The sequence below is a fragment of the Streptomyces sp. NBC_00080 genome (assembly GCF_045041255.1).
Classification (GTDB): domain Bacteria; phylum Actinomycetota; class Actinomycetes; order Streptomycetales; family Streptomycetaceae; genus Streptomyces; species Streptomyces coriariae.
Window position 1 is genome coordinate 9264839 of record NZ_CP108235.1, and the last position, 22270, is coordinate 9287108.

The following is a 22270-nucleotide window of genomic DNA, read 5'->3' on the forward strand; positions in this document are numbered from 1 at the left end:
CCGGGCTAGGGGGCCGCACCCGCGGCCAAGCTGTGGCGCGCCACACGCGGCCACACGCGGTCCGGGCGGGGCTCCCGGCGTGCGGGTCGCACGCGGCACCCGGCGAATGGTTCAGCCCGCGGTCGTGAAGGCGGCCGCCAGGCTCCGGGCACCCTCGCGAACCCCCCGGACGGCGATCGCCTTGGTGGCCGGCAGCCGGCCGAGCAGCGAGCTGGCCAGGCACGTGTTCTCCGGGCGGGAGGCGTACCGGGTGCCGGCCCGCGACGTCGGAACGACCAGGTGCGGCGGGGCTCCCAGCGTCTCGGCGACGACGGAGGCCCACGCGGCGCGGCTCACCCGGTCGGGGCCGCCCAGATGCAGGACCGGCGGAAGAGGCGTCCCGGCGTACAGAACGGCCGCCGTCACCTCCGCGACATCGTCCACCAGCACCGGTGTCGTCCACTGGTCCTCCGGCACGGCGACGGGTTCGCCGCGCAGCATGCGGTGTGCGCACACAGCGAAGAAGTTGAGCCACTTGGCGGAGTCCGTCGGCTCGTGGCCATAGACGAGGCTGACCCGCAGCACCACCGCGTCCGCGCCCCCGCCGAGGACGGTCTCCTCCGCGCGCAGCTTCGCGCGGCCGTAGGCGTTGGCCGGGGCGACCGGGCAATCCTCCGTGTTGTCGGGGCGGGACCCGTCGAAGACGTTGTCGGTGGAGATCATCAGCAGTCTCGCGGCCCCGGCCGCGGAGGAGAGGTTGGCGGCTGCCGCGGTGTGCGCCCGCAGGGCCTGCTCGGGATGTTCCTCGCACCAGGTGACGTCGGACGGTCCGTGCACGAGGACGACGCGCTGAGGCCTCAGCCGGGTCACGAGCCGCTTGCACGCCACCGGATCGGTGGCGTCCAGGGCGTGCCACCGAACGCCTTCGCCGACCGGGAGATGTGCCGCCGGACGGCGGCGCGAGGCGACGGTGACGGATTCGCCCGCCGCTGCCAGTCGGCGTGCGACGCCCGTTCCGACGAATCCGCTGCCCACGACGAGCGTGGTCCCGGCGCTCATCGCGTGCCCGCCCGGGACATCCGGTCGGCGAGCAGTCTGCCCACGCCGATCAGACCGTGGTCGTCGTCCGGCCGTCCGAGCGACACCATGCCGTCGACCGCGTCCGCGTCCAGCCCGAAGCAGCCCAGTCGCACCAACTCGCCGACCAGCAGTTCCCGGTAGCGTTCACCGACCGCCAGGGCGAAGCCGCCCATCACGACGTACCGGCACACCCCGATCGAGGTGAAGACGGCGCCGATCGCCTGCGCGAGGCGGGTGACGGTGCCGCGCAGCACCTCCGTGGTGAACGTGTCGCCCTGCCGCACCGCGGTCGCGATCGCCGGATTGTCGATGCCGGGAGCTCGGCCGTCGCACAACGCGGCCAGCAGGGAAGCGGCGAAGCCGGCCGGATCGGTGTCCGCCGCGCGGCGGACCGCGGCCAGCACGCCCCGCCCGGAGGCGATGGCGCCGAGATGGCCACGCGCACCGCAGTCGCACAGCGCCGCCTCCGGGGAGGGGTCGCACACCCAGTGGCCGAGTTCACCCCCGTGCCCGTCCGCGTCCAGCAGGACCTCGCCGCCCCGGAAGACCTTGTTGCCTATGCCGGAGCTGACGGTGATCAGGCAGAACGGCTCGGTCTCCGTCGCCGCGTAGCGCCAGGCCGCGGCGGTGAGGTCGTTGACGACCACGACCGGTGCCCCGACCCGCTCCGTCAGGAGCTGTCCCAGCGGCAGGGGGTCACCGCGCCGCCCCCACACCGTGGGAGCCGCCAGGACGAGACCGCCGGCCGAGATCGGTCCGGCGAAGGCCACCCCGACGGCGCGCGGCGACGCACCCGCGGTGTGTCGGGCCACCTCGTGGACGATCTGGTCCACCACGCGCCGCTGCAGGACGGCCACCGGATCCCGCGGATGGCGGGCCATGCCCTCCACCGGCACCCGGCGTACGCGGTGCACGGCCGCCGCGGCCGGGTCGTAGCTCCCGGTCCGCAGCGTCGTGCCCCCCACGTCGAGCACGGTGAAGACGCCGTCCGGGTCTTCCGGGTACCCGTGGTGCGCGGAGCTGTTCGCGTCGCCCGCAGGGGTGCCGCCCGGGACGGGTACGGCGGCGAGGCGGTCAGACTGCGGGATGGTCACGGAGCTCCTCCTCGAAGACCAGAAGCCACAGATCGGCGGCCGAGTCGTTGACGAGGCCGTGCTCGCCGTGCGGACGGTTGACGACGACGTCCCCGGCGGCGACCCGGAACTCCGCACCGTCCCGGTGCATCAGGCCGCTGCCGCTGAGCACGATGTACGTCTCACGGTCCCGGCCGTGCCGGTGCCGCCCTATGGAGGTACCGGGCGGCAGCACGGCGATGTCGATGAACTCCGCTCCCGGGCCGCCCTCGGGGCGGGAGAACACCCGGTGGGCGAGGATCGTGCCCAGCCCGCCGTGGTCGTGCTCCTTGCCCCGCAGCAGTCGGTCGAGGTTCACCACGTCGTCGGCGCTCACGGCGTGCCGCCCGCGTGCGCCAGTGCCTCCAGAGCGTCCCGCAGCACGTCGGCGGGCACGTCCTCCAACCGCTCCACGAAGTCCGCCTTGCCGATGCCGGTCGGCACCACGAGGTGCAGTTTGCGTCCCCGCCGCTGCCAGGACGCTTCGAGCGCCTGTGTCATCAGCTCCGGTGTGCAGGTGGCGGGGTCGAAGACCGGAAGGCCGATGCGGCGCAGCAAGGTCACGAGGCGCTCGCAGCTCTCCGCGTCGACGAGCCCGAGCAGCCTGGCCAGGTGGGCCGACAGCGCCATGTCCACGGCGACCGCCTCGCCGTGTTCGAGACGGTGACCGCCCGCCGTCTCGATCAGCGGGCTGAAGGTGTGTCCGAAGTCGACGAGCCGGGCGAGTTCATGTTCGCGCAGGTTGGGGCAGAGCTCCTCCATCATCAGCCGCATGGAGGTGCGCAGGACATAGGTCTCCACCTCGCCGTACGAGGAGCGCAGGAACGCGTCGGGATGCTTCTCCAGCGTCCTGAAGAGATCCGCGTCGAGGATCGCGGCCATCTTGACGATCTCCGCCAGGCCGCAGCGGATCTCCCGGGCCGGCAGAGTGGCCAGCAGGCCCGGGTCGTTGAGCGAGGCGTGCGCCGGGTGATAGGCCCCGAACATGTTCTTCGTGTTGAGGGCGTTGACGCCGGTCTTGACCCCGACCCCCACGTCCACCTGCCCCACCAGGGTGGTGTTGACCTTGATGTAGCTGACTCCGCGGGCGTACATCGAGGCGGCGAAGCCCACGATGTCGGCGACGATCCCGCCGCCCACGGCGAGCATCACCCCGTGGCGGTCCAGACCGGCCGCCTTGGCGACGGCACAGACCTCTTCCGCCGACGCCAGTGTCTTGTTCCGTTCACCGCCGACGATGGTGTGCACGCTCCAACTGCCCCGCTCCAGGCGGGCGTCGAGGTAGGAGCGCAGCAGATCACCGTAGATGCGGTCCACCGTCGGGCCGATGAAGGCCACCACACGGCGTCCGTCCACATAGCCGGCCAGGAGCGGGTTGTACGGGTCGAACACGCCGTCGGTGACGTCCACGCGGTACCGCGTGCCGTCCGGTGCCAGCAGGTCGAAGCCTCCGGAGTCCTCACGCACTCCTTCAGCTCGGGCAAGAGCCTGGCCTGACATCTGTCTCCTCGGTCTTCGTTCCGTGCGGTTCACTGTTTTGGAACACGCGGGCGATGGCCTGTACGTCGGGGTGGCCTGGTAGTTCCTCCAGCGGCACCGGACGGCCGTTCCGGTCCGCCACCGGCAGCCGCCAGTTGGGGTACACCTGCGCGGTGCCGGGCAGGTTCTGCGGTCTGCGGTCGCCCGTCGCGTCCGGCAGCCACACGCCGAGCAGTGTCGACGGCGTGCGAGCCAGGAACCGGTGCAGGGCGACGACCTCGCCGCCGGCGTCCGGCAGCAGGTCCAGCCGACGCAACTCCTCCAGCCAGGCGTCCCGTTCGGCTGCCGCCTGAGCTTTCTCCTCCGGCTCCGGACGGGTCAGCAGTCCCAGCCGGGCCCGCAGATCGACGTGTTCGCCGCTCAGCCAGGCCGCGGTCGTCGGCAGATCGTGGGTGGTCAGCGTGGCGAGGCAGTTGGTGCGCCACCGGTCCGCCGGCAGCGGACCGTGCCTTCCCTCGGAACCGCCCAGGTACTCGAAGCGCTGCACCGAGGTACCGAGCACGCCGCGCGCGGTCAGCTCCTCGCGTACACCGCTCTCCACCGTGCCGAGGTCCTCGCCGATCACCGCCACGCCGGCCCGGTGTGCCTCCAGCAGCAGCACGCCGAGCATGGCCTCGGCGTCGTAGCGGACGTAGGTTCCCTCGGACGGCGGCCGGCCCTCGGGCACCCACCACAGCCGGAAGAGGCCCATGACGTGGTCGACCCGCAGGGCGCCGGCGTGCCGCATGCCGGCGCGCAGCAACGCGGCCAGCGGTCGGTAGCCCTCGGCGGCCAGCGCGTCGGGCCGCCAAGGCGGCTGTCCCCAGTCCTGTCCGAGGGGATTGAAGTCGTCCGGGGGAGCCCCGACGCTCATCCGGTCGGCCAGGCAGTGCTGGAGTGCCCAGGCGTCGGCGCCCTCGGGGGCTACGCCCACCGCGAGATCGTGCACCAGCCCGATGGCCATGCCCGCGTCCGTCGCCGCCCGTTGTGCCGTGGCGAGCTGCTCGTCGGTGATCCACGCCAGCCAGCGGTGGAACGCCACGGCGTCCGCCAGTTCCTCGCGTGCCGCGGCCACCCGCGGCGACCTGGGATCGCGCAGCCCGTCGGGCCAGGACCGCCAGGCGCCGCCGTGCACAGCGGCCAGCGCACACCAGGTGGCGAAGTCCGTCAGGTCCTCGCCCTCCCGGTCGACGAACGCCTCCAGTGCCGCTCGGCGGCCCGGTGTGGGCGTGACCTCGTACAGGCGGCGCAGGGCCTCGTGTTTGAGGTCGCGAACCGTCTCCCGGTCGATCGGCGTCCCGCCGCGCAGTACACCCTCGTTGAGCTCCCGGGCCCGTGCGGCGCAGGAGTCCACCGCCCGGCGGGCCTCACGGTCCAGGTAGCGGTACTCCGGTACCTCCTCCACCCGGACGTGCATCGGGTCGGCGAAGCGCCGCGAACTCGGCCGGTACGGAGAGGGATCGGGCAGGGGCCCCGGCTCCACCGCGTGCAACGGGCCCAACTGAACGAAATCGGCGCCGAGTTCATGACCGGACCAGGAGGCCAGTTCCGCGAGGTCGGCCAGGTCTCCCATGCCCCAGGACCTGCGGGAGAGGACCGAGTACAGCTGGATCAGGTAGCCCCAGCCGCGTCGCTCGGGCGCCGGGACACGGTCGGGCACCGACAACAGGGCCGCGGACGCCCGCCGCTCACCGGCGCTCACGTGCACGACGTGCGCACCGGGAGGCAGCGGCGTGGAGAGTGCGCACGCGCCGCCGCCCTCCAGTTCCACACGGGCCTCGGCGCCCGACGGCAGCCGCAGCCCCACGGCCGATCCCGCGCGGGCGACGACGCAGGTCGGCAGCAGCCTGTCCGCGTCCGTCGCGCCCCGGGCGGCGAGTGCCCGGCGGGCGGCGCCCGGGGTACTCGCGTCCACGCCGCACGAGGCCAGAACCGCGACCAGGGTGTCCGCTGCGACGGTGACGCGGCGCCCCCGGTCGGTGACGTACTCGGTACTCACGCCGTGTGCGCGCGCAAGTTCCCGCAGGGACGCGTCGGGTGCGGTGCGCCGGCTCATCCGTGGACCTCCACCGGTGCGAAGAGGCGTTCGAGGACGGCGGCGACCCCGTCCTCGTCGTTGCCGGGGGCGATCTCGTCGGCCATGGCCCGCAGTTCGTGGTGAGCGCCCGCCACCGCCACGCCATGGGCGGCCCACGCCAGCAGCGGGACGTCGTTGGGCATGTCGCCGAAGGCGACGGCGTCGGCGCCGGTGAATCCCAGCAGTTCGGCGGCACGGGCCACGCCGGAGCCCTTGTCCGTGCCCTCGGGCAGGACCTCCACCATTCCCTTGACGGAGTGCACGACGGCCACCTCGCCGCCCGTGAGCCGCCGGGTGACCGCGGCCAGCCGGTCCTCGTCGACGTCCGGGTGGTGCAGGATCAGCTTGTCGATGGGCGAGACCCACAGCAGGTCCCGGTCGGTCGTCACGTCCCAGCCGTGTCGGACCCGCTCCCCGAAGCCCGGGGTGACCTTGAAACGGCTCTCCGGCGGCGAGGTGACGACGCCCAGTTCGACCCGGCCGAGCTCCGCCTCGACCCGCTCGACGACACTGCGGGCGAGGTCGCGGTCCAGGGACAGCGAGGACAGCAGACGATCGGTCCCGGCGTCGTACAACTGCGCGCCCTGTCCGCACACCGCCAGCCCCCGGTAGCCGAGTTTCTCCAGAAGGTCCTTGCAGGCCACCGCCGGACGTCCGGTGACCACCAGGTGGTGCGCGCCGGAGGCGGCGACCAGGTCCAGAGCCCGCCGGGTGCGCGCCGACACGGTGAGGTCGCTGCGCAGCAAGGTGCCGTCCAGGTCGGTTGCCACCAGACGGAACGCGGGCATGCGAACCGGCACCGCGTCCCAGACCACCCGGCCGGAGCGCAGGGTCACCATGGCCACGGCGTGGCTGCCGAGGGGCGGCCCGTCCAGCGTCCCGGCGAACACGCCGTCGTCTTCGCTGTCGGGCGTCAGCGGCCGCAGGACGGTTCCGCCGGCCGAGGGCGCCGGTTCGTCCGAGGCGAGGGTCTCGGCGACGGACTCCAGCGCGGCGCGCGGTGTCGGGCCGGCCGGCCGGTCCACCGTGCCCGGACGCCGGTGGCCCGCAGCCGGTGTGCCGTGCTCCGTGGCGTCGCCGCTCGCGACGGCGGTGGCGGCCGCGGTGTCAGCGGACCGGGCGGCCGACCTGGGTGCGGCAAGCGTGGCCCGTTCCGGGCCGACCCCCACCAGGTCGGCCGCAGCGGTCCTTCCGGGGCCGGGCACAGTGGCTTCGTCGCGGCAGGCCACCATGGCTTCGGCCTGCCCGGCGCCGGACGCCGACGGGGTCACCTCGACCACGAGCTCTACCCGGGAGGCCCCCGGGTGGGCGTATCGCACCCGCCAGACGCCGTCCGGACCGCTGCTGAGCCGGAACCGGGCCGCCAACCGGGCCCGCAGGTCCGGCCGGTCCGCCCGCAGGGCCAGTTCGGCGCAGCGGGCGAAGTCCGCCCTGTCGAAGGCCGACGCGAAGAGCCGGTCCCAGGTGTCCGCGCCCAACTCGTCGGCGCCGCACCCGAGAGCGCGGGCGAGGGCGTCGGCGTCACCGCGTTCCGTCGCCGCCCGGACGATCAGGTCACGGTGCTCGGCGAAGGCGGTGGGCGGCAGCGCGTCCAGCCAGCCCCGCGCCACCAGTTCGCCCACCGAGGTCGGTGCGGGCTCGCCGCGCAGGAGCCGTTCGTAGGCGGCCAGGCGCAGGTCGGCGGCGTGCCCCCAGGTGAACGAGCGGCTCAACCGACGGGCGTTGTCCGACAGTCGGGCGTAGGTGTCCGGCGCCGTACGGAAGACCGTCACGGCGTGACGTATTCGCTCCGCGAGAGCACGGGCCAGCTCCGGGTCGTCGTCGCGGAAGGAACCCGGCAGCGAGAACCCGGTCGCGTCCGGGGCGTCGAGGGGACGCTGGTGCCCGAAGTGGGAGGTGACCCGCTGGGCCGTGGCGACCGGTACCGCACCGCAGGCCATGGCCTCGGCCTGGGCGATGAGGAAGCCGTCCAGTTCGAACTTGGAGGGGAAGACGCAGAAGTCGGCGCTCGCGGCCTCCTCGAACAGGGCCTCCTCGTCGGCGAGCCGCCAGTCCAGGCAGACCTGGCCCGGATGCCGGTCGGCGAGCCGCTGGAACGCGGCGTTGGCGACAGCGGCCGGACCGTCGCCGCCTCCGGTCGAGCAGCGGATCACGAAACCGAGTTCCGGGTCGCCGGCCAGCACCTCCTCCACGGCCCGCATCAGCTCCAGCTGCCCCTTGTGGTGCACCGCGTAGCGGGCCGCGTGGTAGAAGACCGGGCCGGACACCGTCAGACCCAGTGACCGGCGCACCGCGGCCCGGTCCACCGACTCCGGGTCACGGGCCAGCCAGCTGTCCGCGATGCCGCATCCGCCGGCCAGCAGCCGGTCGGGACGCTCGCGCAGCCCCCGGGCCACCGGCAGCGACTCGAAGAGGGCCCCGAGCGGTGTGCCCTCCCAGGTGACGTAGTGGTCGAGCTGACCGGGGGAGACGAAGTCGACCAGGTCCGCGTCGGCGGCGATCAGCGGGAACACGCCCACGTAGTCCGGGCCGTACTCGACGTGCATCCGGGTGCCGGCCAGCGCTCGGGCCATGGCGGCGGCGGGGGAGTCCTCGGCGGGCGGGGGCCCGTCCAGGGCGTCGAGATCCGGACCGCTCGCCTCGAACAGCTCCAGCAGCCTCTCGACCTGCGGCCGGTACACCTTCTGGGTGATGGGGGCGTTCGCGGCGATCGTGCTCACCGTCCGGTAACGGTCGTCGTCGGCGAGGACCGCGGGCAGCAGGTAGTGGTAGGCCGGCTCGAAGCCGTGCACGACCGCGGGCCCGTCCGACAGATACCGCTTCAGGAACCGCAGGCCGTCCACCTGGAAGACCAGTGGCTTGAAGTGAGCCAGGTCCCGCCCCTCGGTGGCCGGCGGCGGATAGAGCCGGTCCGGCAGCAGGTCCAGGTGGGAATCGGAGAGCAGGTACACGTCCACACCCTCCAGCCGCAGCAGATGGGCACGGGTGTCGAGGACGAGGCCGGTCCCGGCGGGCTGGTCCGGCCACACCTTGGGGTCCAATACCAGCGGCACCGTGTGCTCGTCGCGGTAGTCGAGTTCCTGTATGTCGAACCGCTCCCGCAGCAGCTCCAGATGACCGTGCGCGGGCGTGATCAAGGAGACGCGGTGGCCGCGTGACGCGTACTGGCGAGCGAGGTTCCACACGAGGGGGGAGAGGCCGCCGCGCATGAGACGGCTGTCGAAGCCGCCGCACTCGAAGGAGAAGGCGATGATGTGCACCTGGGTCACTCCCTCACTCCGCCGGTCTGCGCGCGGGCGCATGCGGCGCGCAGACCGGGCAGGTCGATGAACTCGGTGTGGGTGCCGGCGCTCGCGCAGGCGAACGCCCCGGCGACCGAACCGGCCAGGACGCTCTCCTCCACCGGCCGTCCCGCCAGGTGGGCGTGGAGGAAGGCGGTGACGAAGGCGTCGCCGGCGCCGTTGCTGTCGACGACCGGCCGCTCTGGCCGCACCGCCGGGAAGTGGCGCGCCTCAGCTTCGCCCCGCAGCAGCAGGTGACAGCCGTTCGCGCCGTCCGTGGCCACGACGAGACGGGCCCGGCCCTCCTCGACGATGCCGTGCAGCACCTGGTCCAGCCGTTCGCGGACGGCCACGGCGCTCATGAAGACGTAGTCGGAGGCGAGGGCGTAGACGCGGTGGTGGGGGTTGACGCCGTCCCAGTCGTGCAGGTCGGTGGAACTGCTCACCCCGAGCCGGTGGATGTCCTCGTACAGGTCGCGGTTGTGCCCCACGATGGAGAGGTGCACGTGCCGAGCCCGCTCCAGGTGCGGCAGGTAGAAGGCGCGGGGCAGCCGCAGGTCCTCCGGGTGCCGGGAGTCGTAGAAGGAGAAGCGGCGGCCCTGCGCGTCGACCAGGTTGACGCCGCGCGGCGTGCCGTGCGGGGACACCTCGTGGCTGAAGTCGAGGCCCCGCTCGGCGTACGCGGCGAGCACCGCGTGGCCCTGCGGGTCGTCGCCGAGGAAGTCGATGAACTTGGTGGTGAGGCCGAGCGCGTGCCAGCCGAGCGCCACGCCGTTGCCGGTGTGCGCCACGTAGTCGTACACGGGCGGCACGTGCAGCGAATCACCAGGCGGGACCTCCAGTCTCTCGACGCGGACGACGGTGTCCACACCGGCGCCGCCGACCACCAGCACGTCGTAGGGGGGCAGGCTCATGTACGGGTTCCTTCCATGACGGCCGCGGCGTCCTCGACCCGCTGCACCTGTCCGTTCTCCAGGACCACCGCCGAGTCGATGTCCTGGCCGGGGCCGACCGTCGCGCCGGGCAGCAGCACGCTGCGCCTGACCCGGGCGCCCGCCCCGACGCGTGCACCGGGGAACAGCACGCTGTGCTCCACCCGGCCGCGGTTGACGAGGTCTGCCGGGACCACCGAGGCGACCACGCCGTGGGAGTCGGCCACCCAGCCGCGGTCCACCTCGGGCCGGAGGGTCCTCGGCATCCGTTCGACGGGGAGTCCGGCCCGGGGGCCCGCCGAGGCGAGCAGCAGATGCGCGCGGTGATAGCGCTCGACGGTGCCGATGTCCTCCCAGTGCCCGTCGACCCGGTGACCGCGGATGTGCTCGCCTGCCGCCAGCATCGCGGGGATGACGTCCCGGCTGATGTCGTGCTGCCAGTCGGTGCCGTCGAGCTTCTCCAGATACCGGTGCAGCACCGCCGCGTCGAAGACGCAGAAGGCGGCGAACACCAGGTCACTGGTCGGCTCGGCGGGCTTTTCCACGAACTCCGTGAGCCGGCCGGCACGATCGAAGCGGACCATGCCGAACAGATGGACCCAGCGCCGCTCGATCCGCTGGTAGGCGATGGTCAGAGCGGCACCGGAGGCGCGGTGGGCCTCGACCAGCGGGCCGTGGTCGAAGCGGTAGACGTGGTCGGCGTGCAGGACGAGCACCTGTTCGGGTCCGCCGCCGAAGACGTGCCCCGCCTTGCGGATCAGCGCGTCCGCGGTGCCCCGTTCGGCCGGCCAGGTGCGTTCGGGCAGCTCGCGCGGAAGCGCGTCCCCCGCGCCCCGGTAGGCCTCGTCGTACGGCCCGAAGTGGACCCGGAAGCCCGGGTCGCGGTTCCACACCTGGTGCAGGTCGTCCATCAGCAGCCGTTCCTCGTACTGGGACAGCAGCAGCACCTCTTCCAGTCCCGAGGCGCGCGCGTTGGCGAGGCTGAAGTCGATCAGTCGGCAGGCGCCGCCGTAGGGCACGAGCGGCTTCAGGCGTCCCGTGCCCAGCGGGCCCATGCGCCGTCCCTCGCCGCCCGCGAGCAGCACCGCGCGCACCCCTCCCCGTTCAGCCATGACGGGCCTCGTCCCAGGTGACCCGCCCGGAGACCAGCGTGAGCAGCAGGCGGGCCTTCGCCGCCGGTGGTGGCCCCTCGAACTCACCGGGTCCGGTGCGGCGCAGCTCCCGTACCTCGGGCAGCGCGCGGACCGCCGTCTCGCGCGGGGCGGGGGTCACCAGCTCCACGCGCTCGGCGTGCGGCAGCCGGTACACCAGCTTGCCCTCGTCGGTGACCGAGCACCGTCCACGGAGCCTGCGTGCCTCCTCGGCGGTCACGGCGTCGGGGAAGCGGTCCAGTACGCGCTCACAGGTCGTGAAGTCGGCGCGTTCCCACGCGGTCCCGAAGAACCGGCGCGCCACCGAGGCGTCGACGGGGGCGTGCCGCGCGTACGCCGCCAGGTCGCCGTGGACGAGTGCCGCCTCCGCGGTGATCTCGTCGTCCTTCAACAGATCGAACCAGCCGTGCCGCAGGGCCCGTTCGGCGGCGGGCTCGGCCGGCTCGCCCCGCCACAGGCGGCTGAAGGCGGCCAGGTGCAGTTCCGCGCAGTGCTCCCAGGTGAACCGCCGGGCGACGGCCTCCGCGCGCGCCGACAGCAGCTGGTAGCGGACCGGGTCCTCGGTCCGCAGGGCCACCGCCTCATGGATGCGTGCGGCGAGGGCGGCGGTGAGCAGCGGGTCGTCCTCGGCGAAGGAGCGGTTGACGGCCAGACCGGTGCTGTCCGGCTCGGGCCGGGCGTGCAGGAAGTGCGCCATGCCCTCCTGCGCCGTGGCGATGGGGACGGCTCCGCAGACCATCGCCTCGCCCTGGGCGATGAGGAAGGTGTCCATCTCGAACTTGGAGGGGAAGAGGCAGAAGTCGGCGGACGCCGCGTACTCGAACACCCGTCGCTCGTCCACCCGGTCCGACTCCAGGTGCAGCCGCCCCGGGTGCCGTCGGGCGACCTCGCGGAAGTACGGGTCATCCAGCGGGGCGCCGGAGATGCAGCGCACGACGAAGTTCGCGGCGAGGCCGTCGCTCAGTACCCGGTCGACGGCGCGCATCAGTTCCAGCTGGCCCTTGTGGTGCAGGGCGTAGCGGGCGTTGTGGAAGAAGGTGGGAAGCGCGGGGTCCAGCCCGAGCCCGCCGAGCACCTTCGCCCGGTCGACCTCCCGCGGATCCCAGGCGAGCCACTGGTCGGAGATGGCGCAGCCGCCGACGAACATCTTGTGCGCGTTCTCCCGCACGGCGCGGGCCAGGGGCAGGTGCGCGAAGAGCGCTTCGAAGGGGGTGTCCCGGAACGAGGCGTAGAAGTCGAGCTGGCCGGGCGAGAGGAAGTCGATCAGATCGGCGTTCTCGAGGATCAGCTGGTACAGGGCGACGTGGTCCGGCGGGTACTCGTAGTGCAGATGGGTGAGTTGCTGGTACTGCCGCACCGCTTCGAGTTCCGGCCCGGCAGACGGACCGTCCGGCGGGAGGTCGGCCGTGGCGCCCAGCAGATCGAGCAGTCGGCGTACCTCGGGCGCGTACACCTTCTTCGCGATCGGCATGTTGCTCTGCACCGTGCTGACGACGAGTTTCAGCGGGTCGGCGCGCAGCGCGGCCGGCAGCAGGTAGTGGTAGTACGGCTCGTGGGCGTGGACGAGCGCCTTCTCCTCGCCGAACCAGTGGCGCAGGAAGCGCACGCTGTCCGCCTGGAAGACCAGCGGCTTGAAGAAGACGAGGTCCTGGCCCTTGGCGGAGTAGGGCGGGTAGAAGGTGTCCGGAAGCCGGTCGAGGTAGTCGTTGGAGAGGAAGTACAGGTCCACTCCGTCGAGGCGGATGCGGTGCGCGGTGGTGCGCAGCGGCAGCCTGACCTCGGCGGGGAAGCCCTGCCACACGTCGGGGTCGAGCACCAGGGGCAGGACGTACTCGTCCGCGTAGTCGAGGTCCTCCACCTCGTACCTGCCCCGCAGGTCGTCGAGCCTGCCGTGCGCGGGAGTGACGATGGAGACCCGGTGGCCGCGGGCGGCGAACGCCCGGGACAGGTTCCACAGGTACACCGAGGTGCCGCCCTGCAGGAAGGTGTGGTCGAAGCCGCAGCATTCGAAGTAGGTCTCGATGATGTGCATACGGGGCTCTGTCACGGTCACGTCCTTGCGGGAAGAGTCGGGGCCGGGGTGCGGGCGCCGAGGGCGAGGGCATGGCGCAGGTCGATCGCGGCGTGGTACGGGCGGGCGTGGTCGATGTTGTAGGCGAGTTCGTGCAGCAGCCGGCCCAGGTACAGCAGGCGGCGAAGGGGGCCGTCCGCGGTCCGCCCCAGGAGCAGCCGCAGGACCTGCGCCCGCCAGATGTCGGCGGCGCGGAACACCCGCCGCAGCTCGGCGCGCGGCCCGGCGGGCCAGTCCTCGGCGCCGTCCAGCGCGCCCCGCATCGTCTCGAGGGAGTCGATGCCCAGGCGCTGCCCGCTCTCGAACGCCGCTTCGTCGGCGGTGAAGTACTCCAGTGCGCGCTGGACGGCCACCAGGTCCTGCACCGGTGACTGCGCGGCCCAGCCCGCTTCGCCCGGTCCGAGGGCGGGGGTGGACATGTCGATGACGTTCATCGACCAGCCTCCGTCGTCCCGCGGCCGGCACAGCAGGTGGGACAGGTGCAGGTCGCCGTGGCACGGCCCGGAGGGGAATCCCCCCGGGGCGGCGTCGAAGGCGGCGCCCAGCACGGAGGCCTCCTGCCGCAGGGCCGCGAAGGCGGCGGTGCGGGGCGCCTCGGGCAGGGCGATCTGCGCCGAGGCCAGGGCGGCCGTCCGGTCGACGCCGCGCGCCAGCACCTCGCGCACCGGATAGGGCGGTCCGGGATGTCCGCCGAGCCTGGCGTCCAGGTCCCGGTGGAAACCGGCCAGGAACCGCCCGGCGTCGCGCAGGTTGCGCGCCAGCGGGCGCAGATGCGCCTCCACGGCGGCTATGAGGTCGCCGGAATCCTGAGCGCCGGTCACCTTCGGCCACAGCGACCGCATGCTCTGCCTCAGCGGCAGGTCGATGCCGTCGCCCGGCGCGTACTCGTAGAACACGCCCAGCGTGCGGTGGACGCCGTCGGCGGGATCGACGTAGGCGTAGTCGCCGGCCCAGCCGGGGGTCCGGCCGGTGCGGTTCATCAGCCGCAGGAGCTCCGGCTCGCGGGCGGCCTCGTCCAGCCGCCGGTAGGTCTTGTGGACGTAGGCCCTGCCGTCGTTCTCGAGCAGGGACAGGGCGTTGGAGGACCAGCCACGCTCGAACGGCAGCGGGCGCACCGAGCGCGCCGTGAGCCCGGTGCCGCGGAAACGCACCCAACCGCCGCGGGACGTGCGCAGCCTGCCGTCGGTGCAGACGGCGTTCAGCGCGGCGGCGTCGAACTCCGCACTGCCGTGCGCCTCTTCGACAGCGGTCCCTTCGGAGCCGCGGCGGACCGGGACGAACCAGCGCTGTCCCGCTGCCGGCCCGCCGACGGCGGCCACCACCAGCAGCTGTGCGGCGCCGAGTTCCGCGTGGTCGACACGCTCGAAGCGCTCGGCCCGCCGGCCGTCCTCGGACATCCAGGGGGCCGCGCGCAGCAGCGGGCCGAGATCGTCATCTCGCATCATGGCGACTCAACTTCCGGTCATCTCGTATCGGTTGACGCCGCGGCGCCATACGGCCAGGGCGAGCGCCAGGGCGCCTGCGGTCACCACGGGCAGCCAGCCGAGCAGGCCCCGGTCGCCGCTCAGCAGGTAGACGCTGGGCACATAGGCGGTGAAGGCGAAGGGCAGCACCCAGGTGAGCAGGGCCTTCAGCGACGGGTGGTAGATGTCCAGCGGGTAGGCGGAGAACTCCGACACCTGACTGGCCGCGTACATCGCCGGCATGCTCGTCACGGTCCAGAAGGACAGCGAGGCGAAAAGCAGTTTCACCGAGGTGTGCACGAGGGCGCCGCACAGCACCAGGAGCGGCGCGAGGACCCACTGCAACGCGGTCAGGGACAGACCGAGTTCATGTCCCGCGTAGCCCACAAGCACGGCTCCGACGATGAGTTCGCCGAGCCCGTCGGGATGGAAGAAGCGCTCCGACAGCAGCGAGAACAGCGGGTCGACCGGCCTGACGAGGTAGCGGTAGAACTCGCCGCGCTGGACGAGTTTGCGACCCAGTTCCCACAACTGGTCGGTGAAGAGGTGGTCGAGCCCACGAGGCAGCAGGGAGAAGCCCAGCAGGAACAGCACCTCGTGGTACGACCAGCCGCCCACGACGGGTACCTGCCGGAAGACGAGGCCGACGACCGCCGTCTGTACGCCGACCCGGACCAGGAACGCGCCCGCGCCGAGCACGAAGTCCGTGCGGTAGGCGGCCAGCCGGTGCAGGCCGACCCCGCCGAGGAACCAGGAGAGCCGCAGGTACCGCACCATCGTGCGTGTCATCCGCCGAGCACCTCCAGACGTCCGAGGGCCGCGCGCCAGAGCGCGGCGCACAGCAGCGACAGCCCGGCCGCCCAGGCCGCCTGCTGGGCGAGCAGCCCGAGGGCGCCCGGCCAGCCGTCGTACCGGCCCAGGAGCAGGGTCAGCGGGCCGTCGACCATTCCGCGGAAGGGGAGCGCCCGCGCCAGCGCCGCCAGCGGGCCCGGCATCAGCGCGAGCGGCACGAGTTGTCCGGCGAAGAAGGCGACGACGCTCTGCTTGACCATCCGCACGCCCCAGGTGTTGGTGGTGAGGAAGCCGGTCATCCCGGTCAGCAGGTTCACGCAGAACGCCAGCAGCACCGAGAGCGCGGTGGAAACGGTGAACAGCAGCAGATCGGCCGGGCGGGGCGCGCTGAGCGGGACGAGCAGCGCGAACAGGCCGAGGACAGGCAGTCCGACGAGGACGGCGTTGGCCGCCACCACCGGCAGGCAGGCGAAGAACCGCATCACGGGATAGCTCACGGGGCGCACGAGCATGACCGCGACGTCGCCGCGGTACACCTCGGCGGCGACCTCGTCGTCCACCCGGTTGGTGTGCAGCACCTGGAGGATCTGTCCCACCAGCAGGTAGGTCGTGATGTCGGCCACCGTGAAGCCGCCCGGTCCGCGGCCGGGGGTGCCCGCGTACACGGCGCGCCACAGGAAGACGGTCACGGCGGCGCCGGCGGCCGCGGTCATCGCCGTCATCACGAACATGGAGCGGTACTGGAGCAGCGACTGCAGGCCGCTGGTGGCGAACGGCACGTAGCGACGCGTGCGGGCGATCACGGAGTGCTCTCGGGTGCGAGCGCGGGTCCTGCGGCGCGGGATCCGGCGTAGATCTCGCGGAGCACGTCCTCGAGGCCGGGTTCGGGGGCGTACCAGTCGGCGAGGTCGAAGCGGTCCAGGAGGAAGGCGAGGACCTCGCGGGAGGTGTAGCGGCCGGTGGGGTAGTCGACGCGGACGCGGCCTCCGTCCTCCGGTGTGACGCGCACGCCGGGCAGGCCGACCTCGATGTGTTCCCGGGCCGTCGCCGCCGTGGTGCCGTCCCGGTGGTCGAAGACGACCGAACGGTGGTCGGCGGTGCGCAGCAGGTCCTGCAAGGTCCCCTGGTGGACGACCCGTCCGTGGTCGACGACCAGGGCGCTGTCGCAGATCGCGGCGATGTCGGCGATGTCGTGGCTGGTGAGCACCACCGTCGTGCCCAGTTCCCGGTGGGCGCGGTTGACCAGTTGGCGTACCGCGTCCTTGAGCACCATGTCGAGGCCGATCGTCGGCTCGTCCCAGAACAGCACCGCCGGGTCGTGCAGCAGGCTGGCCGCGATCTCCGCGCGCATGCGCTGCCCGAGGCTCAGTTGGCGCACCGGCGTGGAACCCAGCGCGCCGATGTCGAGGAGGTCGTCGTAGAGCGCGAGATTGCGCCGGTAGACCGGTTCGGGGATGTCGTAGATGCGGCGCAGGATGCGGAAGGAGTCGGGGACCGACAGATCCCACCACAGCTGGCTGCGCTGGCCGAAGACGACGCCGATGGTGCGGGCGTTGCGCTGCCGGTGCCGGTACGGCTCCAGCCCGCCCACCAGGCAGCGGCCGGAGGTGGGGGTCATGATGCCGGTCAGCATCTTGATGGTGGTCGACTTCCCGGCGCCGTTGGCGCCGATGTAGGCGGTCTTGGCGCCGGCCGGTATCTCGAAGGAGACGTCGTCGACGGCGCGCACGACGCGGTACTCGCGGCTGAGGAGGGTGGAGAGGCTGCCCAGCAGGCCGGGTTTGCGCTCGGCCAGCCGGAACTCCTTGACGAGATGTTCCGCCACGATCACGCGACCACCCGTTCGACTGCCTGTGCCAGCAGGCGTAAGCCCTCGTCGAGCAGTGCCTCCTCGATGGTGAACGGCGGTGCCAGGCGCAGGATGTGTCCCCCGAGGGAGGTGCGCAGCCCGAGGTCGAGGGCGGTCGTGTAGACGGCGCGGGCCACGTCGGGCGCAGGGGTGCGGTCGGCGGGGTCCGTGACGAACTCCAGACCCCACAGCAGTCCGATGCCGCGGACCTGGCCCAGCTGCGGGAAGCGGGACCGCAGGCCGCCGAGGCGGTCCTCCATGATCTCGCCGAGGACGCGGACGCGTTCGATCAGCCGGTCGCGTTCGACGACTTCGAGCGTGGCACGGGCGGCGGCGATCCCCAGCGGGTTGCTCGCGTACGTCGAGGCGTACGCGCCTGTGGTGGCCGCCTCGGGGCGGCGCAGCAGCTCGCCGCGGCCGGCGAGCACCGCGAAGGGGAATCCGCTCGCGGTGCCTTTCGAGAGCATCGCCAAGTCCGGCTCTATGCCGAAGAGTTCACTGGCAAGGAAGGCGCCCGTGCGGCCGCCGCCGGTGAGGACCTCGTCCGCGACGAGCAGGACACCGTTGTCGTGGCAGGCTTCCGCGACGCGCTCCCAGTAGCCCGGCGGCGGCACGATCACCCCGGCCGCGCCGAGGACGGGCTCGAAGACCAGCGCGGAGACGTTGGGCTTCTCGGCGATGTGTCTGCGCACCAGCGTCGCGCAGCGAACGTCGCACGAGGGGTACTCCAGCTCCAGGGGGCAGCGGTAGCAGTAGGGGCTGTACCCCAGCACGCTGTTGCCGCTGAAGGCCTGGTGGCCGACGTCCCAGTGCACGAGCATCCGGGCGCCCATGGTCTTCCCGTGGAAGCCGTGACGCAGGGCGCCGATCCTGTTGCGGCCGGGCGGTGCGGTCGCCTGCACGACCCGCAGGGCGGCCTCGACGACCTCGGCACCGGTGGAGAAGAACGCGTAGGTGTCGAGCTGTTCGGGCAGGAGTCTGGCCAGCAGTTCGAGGAGTTCGGCGCGGTCCGGCGTGGCGCTGTCGTGCACGTTCCACAGGCGGCGCGCCTGAGCGGTGAGCGCCTCGACGACCTCAGGGTGCCCGTGACCGAGGGACTGGGTGAGGGTGCCGGCGGCGAAGTCGAGGTACTGGTTGCCGTCGAGGTCGGTGAGGACGGGGCCGCGTCCCTCGGTGAACACCCGTCGCCCGTGGACGGCTTCCTCGGAAGCGCCCGGGGCCAGGTGCCGTGCCTCTCGTGCCAGGTGCTCTGTCTGCCGTAAGCCTGTCATCGCTGCCCCTGCTCGTCGGGCCGAACGCACAAGACCGCCGCGCGGAACTGCTGTGCGGCGCACCGCTGTTGGCGGTTCGGCGTTGAGTCAAACACTTGAAGGCAGAGCCCTGCAAGACATTGCTGATGCTTTCAGAAAACTATTGCGGTGAGTCGTCGCGCTCTGGTTGAGTCGAAGCGCTGACGGCGACACCACGCCTCTCGCTCGAGGAGGGACCTGTGAGAACACGCCCCCAGATCTGCCCGCCCACCCGGAGGTCTCGGTGAAAGCCCTGGTCCTGGCAGGTGGCACGGGCAGCAGACTCAGGCCGTTCACCCACACCGGCGCCAAGCAGCTCCTTCCCATTGCCAACAAGCCCGTGCTGTTCTACGCCCTGGAGTCCCTCGCCGCGGCCGGTATCCGCGAGGTCGGCGTCGTGGTCGGCGAGTACGGCCGGGAGATCCGTGAACTGACCGGCGACGGCGACGCGTTCGGTTTACGCATCGAGTACCTCCGGCAGAACCGCCCCCTGGGTCTCGCGCACGCGGTGCGCGTCGCCCGCGACTTCCTGGGCGACGACGACTTCCTGCTCTATCTGGGGGACAACTACCTCCAGCAGGGGGTCACCGACTTCGTCCGCCGTACGGTGGCGGACCCCGCGGCGGCACGCCTGCTGCTCACCCCGGTCGCCGATCCGTCCGCCTTCGGTGTCGCCGAGATCGACGCCGAAGGGAACGTGCTGCGCCTGGAGGAGAAGCCCGACAGCCCCCGCAGCGCACTCGCCCTCATCGGCGTGTACGCCTTCAGCCCGGCCGTGCACGAGGCGGTACGGGCCATCACCCCGTCCGCGCGCGGTGAACTGGAGCTCACCCATGCCGTGCAGTGGATGATCGAGCACGGGCTGCGCGTGCGGGCCGACACCACCACCCGCCCCTGGCGCGACACCGGCAGCGTCGACGACCTCCTGGAGGTGAACCACCACGTCCTGGACGGAGTGGAAGGCCTCGTCGAGGGCAAGGTCGATGCGCACAGCACACTGGTCGGCCGGGTGAGGGTGGCCGAGGGCGCGATCGTGCGCGGTTCGCGCGTCGTGGGGCCCGTGGTCATCGGCGCGGGCGCCGTCGTCAGCAACTCCAGCGTCGGCCCGTACACCTCCATAGGGGAGGACTGCCGGGTGGAGGACAGCGCCATCGAACACTCCGTCCTGTTACGCGGAGCCCAGGTGGAGGGGGTGTCGCGGATCGAGTCCTCCCTCATCGGCCGCAGCGCCGTCGTGCGCCCGGCACCCCGTCTGCCGCGGGCTCACCAACTCGTGATCGGCGACTACAGCAAGGTGTATCTCACCTCATGAACGCTCGGATCCTCGTCACCGGCGGAGCGGGCTTCATCGGCTCCGCCTATGTCCGCCACCTGCTGGCGCCCGAAGCGTCCGGAGGCACGGCGGTGACCGTCCTCGACAGGCTCACCTATGCCGGCAGTCTCAGCCGTATCGACGCCGTGCGCGACCACGCCGACCTCACCTTCGTACAGGGCGACGTGTGCGACGCGTCACTGGTGAACGCCCTGGCCGCGCAGCACGACCAGATCGTGCACTTCGCGGCCGAGTCGCACGTCGACCGCTCCATAGCCGACGGCGGCGCCTTCACCCGCACCAACGTGCTGGGCACCCAGGTGCTGCTCGACGCGGCCCTCCGCCACGACGTGCGCACCTTCGTCCATGTCTCGACCGACGAGGTGTACGGCTCCCTGTCGCACGGCGCCGCCAGGGAGGGCGACCCGCTGCGCCCGACCTCGCCGTACGCGGCGTCGAAAGCGGCCTCCGACCTCATCGCGCTGGCCCACCACCACACCCACGGCCTGGACGTGCGGGTGACCCGCTGCTCGAACAACTTCGGCCCCCGCCAGCATCCCGAGAAGCTGATCCCGCGCTTCCTGGCCTGTCTCCTCTCCGGCGACGACGTCCCGCTCTACGGCGACGGACGGCACGTGCGCGACTGGCTGCACGTCGACGACCACGTCCGCGCCGTCGAACTCGTCCGCAGGTCGGGCAGACCGGGGGAGATCTACAACATCGGGGGCGGCACCTCGCTGCCCAACCTCGAACTGACGCACCGGCTGCTCGAGTTGTGCGGCGCCGGCCCGGACCGGATCGCGCACGTCCCGAACCGCAAGGGCCACGACCGGCGTTACGCGGTGGACCACACCAAGATCACGGCCGAGCTCGGATACCGGCCCCGGGCCGACTTCGCGACCGCGCTGGCCGACACCGTGGAGTGGTACAAGCGTCATGCGGACTGGTGGGGACCGCTGTTCGCGTCCACGTGAGGCGAGCTCACCCAGGGACGCCGGGAGAGCGCCAGGCGATCGGCGGGCCACCGGTCACCCGGTCCGGACGGCTCGGGCGGCTCAGCGCAGGTCCGGCGAGCGCTGCTCGCTCCGCGGCCCGGCGGAGGTAGAGCCCCGGACCACCAGTTCCGGCATGAAGACGAACTCCGCGCGAGGCGGCGGCGTACCGGCGATCTCCTCCAGCAGCGCGTCCACGGCGACCTGCCCCATCGCCTTGGCGGGCTGCCGGACGGTGGTCAGGGGAGGATCGGTGAAGGCGATGAGAGGAGAGTCGTCGAAACCGATGACGGAGATGTCGCCGGGTACGTCCAGCCCCTGCTGCCGCGCCGCCCGCACGGCCCCCAGCGCCATCATGTCACTGGCGCAGATGACGGCCGTGCACCCCTTGCCGATCAGCGCGGCCGCCGCGGCCTGACCGCCCTCCAGGGTGAAGAGCGAGTGCTGGACGAGTTCCTGGCACTCCTCCTCCGCCGGTCCCAGTTGCTCGCGCAGGGCGGCCCGGAACCCCTCGATCTTGCGCTGCACCGGCACGAACCGCGTAGGCCCCAGCGCGAGACCGATGCGGGTGTGACCCAGTTCCGCCAGGTGTGCCACGGCCAGCCGCATGGCGGCCCGGTCGTCGGGGGAGACGAAGGTGGCCTCGATCCGGGGGGAGAACCCGTTGACGAGCACGAAGGGCACGCCCCGTTCGTGCAGCCGGTCGTAGCGGCCGGTGTCTGCGGTGGTGTCCGCGTGCAGTCCGGAGACGAAGATGATGCCGGCCACCCCGCGGCTCACGAGCATCTCCGTGAGTTCGTCCTCGGTCGATCCCCCCGGCGTCTGCGTGGCCAGCACGGGTGTGTACCCCTGACGCGTCAATGCCTGGCCCATCACCTGGGCCAGCGCGGGGAAGATGGGGTTGTCCAGCTCCGGGGTGATCAGGCCGACCAGTTCCGCGCGCCGCTGCCGCAGCGGATGCTCGTAGCCGAGTGCGTCGAGAGCGGCGAGGACCGAATCCCGGGTGCCCGAAGCCACGCCGCGCGCGCCGTTGAGCACGCGACTGACCGTGGCCTTGCTGACGCCCGCCTGGGCTGCGATGTGGGCAAGCCGCGCGGTCATGGCAGTGCACTGTACCCGCCGGCCTTCGGTGTGCCCAGGGCGCCCGGTGCGGGGGAGGCACGGCCACCGCGACCTGACGTCTGCACTCGCCCGCCGGACGGAGGGCTCGGAAGGCCGCCGCACAATGGCTGAAACTGCTTGCTGCAAAATCCAGCAAGTACTTTCGGTGTCTTTTCGATCCTGTTACGTTCCTGGCAACCCCGGCGCCGCACAGGAGCGGTTCGCGTGAGGCGTCGACGCCTCCGCCCAATTCCGGGACCACTCATAGGAG

Annotated in this window: 17 protein-coding genes; 2 read left to right on the plus strand and 15 right to left on the minus strand. The window is 72.1% G+C overall.

Going from position 1 to position 22270, the window contains the following annotated elements:
* Window positions 1–111 precede the first annotated feature (111 nt).
* The 14 genes from OHU34_RS41395 to OHU34_RS41460 are packed head-to-tail and all read right to left on the minus strand — an operon-like array spanning window position 112 to window position 18576.
* The gene (locus OHU34_RS41395) at window positions 112–1038 is read right to left on the minus strand and encodes an SDR family oxidoreductase (protein WP_405771533.1); all 927 of its coding nucleotides are present in this window, start codon (window positions 1036–1038) and stop codon (window positions 112–114) included.
* Complete coding sequence (locus OHU34_RS41400) at window positions 1035–2153, minus strand: ROK family protein (protein ID WP_230196097.1); 1119 nt, start codon at window positions 2151–2153, stop codon at window positions 1035–1037. The genes OHU34_RS41395 and OHU34_RS41400 overlap by 4 nt, the downstream gene beginning before the upstream one ends.
* Window positions 2134–2508 carry a cupin domain-containing protein gene (locus OHU34_RS41405; protein ID WP_142268375.1) on the minus strand — a complete coding sequence of 125 codons (375 nt, stop codon included), beginning with the start codon at window positions 2506–2508 and terminating at the stop codon, window positions 2134–2136. Before OHU34_RS41405 ends, OHU34_RS41400 begins: the two co-directional genes overlap by 20 nt.
* Window positions 2505–3638, minus strand: coding sequence for a sedoheptulose 7-phosphate cyclase (locus tag OHU34_RS41410; RefSeq protein ID WP_230196098.1), 1134 nt, complete (start codon window positions 3636–3638; stop codon window positions 2505–2507). The genes OHU34_RS41405 and OHU34_RS41410 overlap by 4 nt, the downstream gene beginning before the upstream one ends.
* A gap of 4 nt (window positions 3639–3642) precedes the next feature.
* Window positions 3643–5745: a 4-alpha-glucanotransferase gene (malQ, locus tag OHU34_RS41415; protein WP_142268373.1), complete on the minus strand. Its 2103-nt coding sequence runs from the start codon at window positions 5743–5745 to the stop codon at window positions 3643–3645.
* Window positions 5742–9035: an HAD-IIB family hydrolase gene (locus OHU34_RS41420; RefSeq protein WP_405771538.1), complete on the minus strand. Its 3294-nt coding sequence runs from the start codon at window positions 9033–9035 to the stop codon at window positions 5742–5744. Before OHU34_RS41420 ends, malQ begins: the two co-directional genes overlap by 4 nt.
* Entirely contained in the window at window positions 9032–9961 is a 930-nt protein-coding gene (locus tag OHU34_RS41425) for a PfkB family carbohydrate kinase (RefSeq protein WP_405771541.1), read from the minus strand. The genes OHU34_RS41420 and OHU34_RS41425 overlap by 4 nt, the downstream gene beginning before the upstream one ends.
* On the minus strand, window positions 9958–11091 hold the full coding sequence (locus OHU34_RS41430) for a sugar phosphate nucleotidyltransferase (RefSeq protein ID WP_405771544.1): 1134 nt from the start codon (window positions 11089–11091) through the stop codon (window positions 9958–9960). The genes OHU34_RS41425 and OHU34_RS41430 overlap by 4 nt, the downstream gene beginning before the upstream one ends.
* Window positions 11084–13177, minus strand: coding sequence for a glycosyltransferase (locus OHU34_RS41435; protein WP_405771547.1), 2094 nt, complete (start codon window positions 13175–13177; stop codon window positions 11084–11086). The genes OHU34_RS41430 and OHU34_RS41435 overlap by 8 nt, the downstream gene beginning before the upstream one ends.
* 2 nt (window positions 13178–13179) lie before the next feature.
* Window positions 13180–14643 carry a phosphotransferase gene (locus tag OHU34_RS41440; RefSeq protein ID WP_405771550.1) on the minus strand — a complete coding sequence of 488 codons (1464 nt, stop codon included), beginning with the start codon at window positions 14641–14643 and terminating at the stop codon, window positions 13180–13182.
* A gap of 9 nt (window positions 14644–14652) precedes the next feature.
* Window positions 14653–15453, minus strand: a complete 801-nt coding sequence (locus OHU34_RS41445; RefSeq protein ID WP_142268368.1) for an ABC transporter permease — start codon at window positions 15451–15453, stop codon at window positions 14653–14655.
* Window positions 15450–16259 carry an ABC-2 family transporter protein gene (locus OHU34_RS41450; protein ID WP_230196102.1) on the minus strand — a complete coding sequence of 270 codons (810 nt, stop codon included), beginning with the start codon at window positions 16257–16259 and terminating at the stop codon, window positions 15450–15452. The genes OHU34_RS41445 and OHU34_RS41450 overlap by 4 nt, the downstream gene beginning before the upstream one ends.
* Window positions 16256–17287: an ATP-binding cassette domain-containing protein gene (locus tag OHU34_RS41455; RefSeq protein ID WP_142268367.1), complete on the minus strand. Its 1032-nt coding sequence runs from the start codon at window positions 17285–17287 to the stop codon at window positions 16256–16258. The genes OHU34_RS41450 and OHU34_RS41455 overlap by 4 nt, the downstream gene beginning before the upstream one ends.
* Complete coding sequence (locus OHU34_RS41460) at window positions 17284–18576, minus strand: aspartate aminotransferase family protein (RefSeq protein ID WP_142268366.1); 1293 nt, start codon at window positions 18574–18576, stop codon at window positions 17284–17286. Before OHU34_RS41460 ends, OHU34_RS41455 begins: the two co-directional genes overlap by 4 nt.
* A 262-nt stretch (window positions 18577–18838) precedes the next feature.
* Here OHU34_RS41460 and OHU34_RS41465 point away from each other — a divergent pair, with 262 nt between their 5' ends.
* A complete protein-coding gene (locus OHU34_RS41465; protein ID WP_405771556.1) occupies window positions 18839–19906 on the plus strand; it encodes a glucose-1-phosphate thymidylyltransferase in 1068 nt (355 codons plus the stop codon).
* Window positions 19903–20880 carry a dTDP-glucose 4,6-dehydratase gene (gene rfbB / locus OHU34_RS41470; RefSeq protein WP_405771558.1) on the plus strand — a complete coding sequence of 326 codons (978 nt, stop codon included), beginning with the start codon at window positions 19903–19905 and terminating at the stop codon, window positions 20878–20880. The genes OHU34_RS41465 and rfbB overlap by 4 nt, the downstream gene beginning before the upstream one ends.
* 81 nt (window positions 20881–20961) lie before the next feature.
* Here the strand turns inward: rfbB and OHU34_RS41475 are convergent, their stop codons facing one another.
* Window positions 20962–21999: a LacI family DNA-binding transcriptional regulator gene (locus OHU34_RS41475; protein ID WP_405771560.1), complete on the minus strand. Its 1038-nt coding sequence runs from the start codon at window positions 21997–21999 to the stop codon at window positions 20962–20964.
* Between the last annotated feature and the right edge of the window lie 271 nt (window positions 22000–22270).

Coding starts and splice junctions, on each gene's coding strand:
- OHU34_RS41395 (WP_405771533.1), bottom strand. CDS start 1,038: ATGAGCGCCGGGACCACGCTCGTCGTGGGCAGCGGATTCGTCGGAACG.
- malQ (WP_142268373.1), bottom strand. CDS start 5,745: ATGAGCCGGCGCACCGCACCCGACGCGTCCCTGCGGGAACTTGCGCGC.
- OHU34_RS41425 (WP_405771541.1), bottom strand. CDS start 9,961: ATGAGCCTGCCCCCCTACGACGTGCTGGTGGTCGGCGGCGCCGGTGTG.
- OHU34_RS41430 (WP_405771544.1), bottom strand. CDS start 11,091: ATGGCTGAACGGGGAGGGGTGCGCGCGGTGCTGCTCGCGGGCGGCGAG.
- OHU34_RS41440 (WP_405771550.1), bottom strand. CDS start 14,643: ATGCGAGATGACGATCTCGGCCCGCTGCTGCGCGCGGCCCCCTGGATG.
- OHU34_RS41445 (WP_142268368.1), bottom strand. CDS start 15,453: ATGACACGCACGATGGTGCGGTACCTGCGGCTCTCCTGGTTCCTCGGC.
- OHU34_RS41460 (WP_142268366.1), bottom strand. CDS start 18,576: ATGACAGGCTTACGGCAGACAGAGCACCTGGCACGAGAGGCACGGCAC.
- rfbB (WP_405771558.1), top strand. CDS start 19,903: ATGAACGCTCGGATCCTCGTCACCGGCGGAGCGGGCTTCATCGGCTCC.
- OHU34_RS41475 (WP_405771560.1), bottom strand. CDS start 21,999: ATGACCGCGCGGCTTGCCCACATCGCAGCCCAGGCGGGCGTCAGCAAG.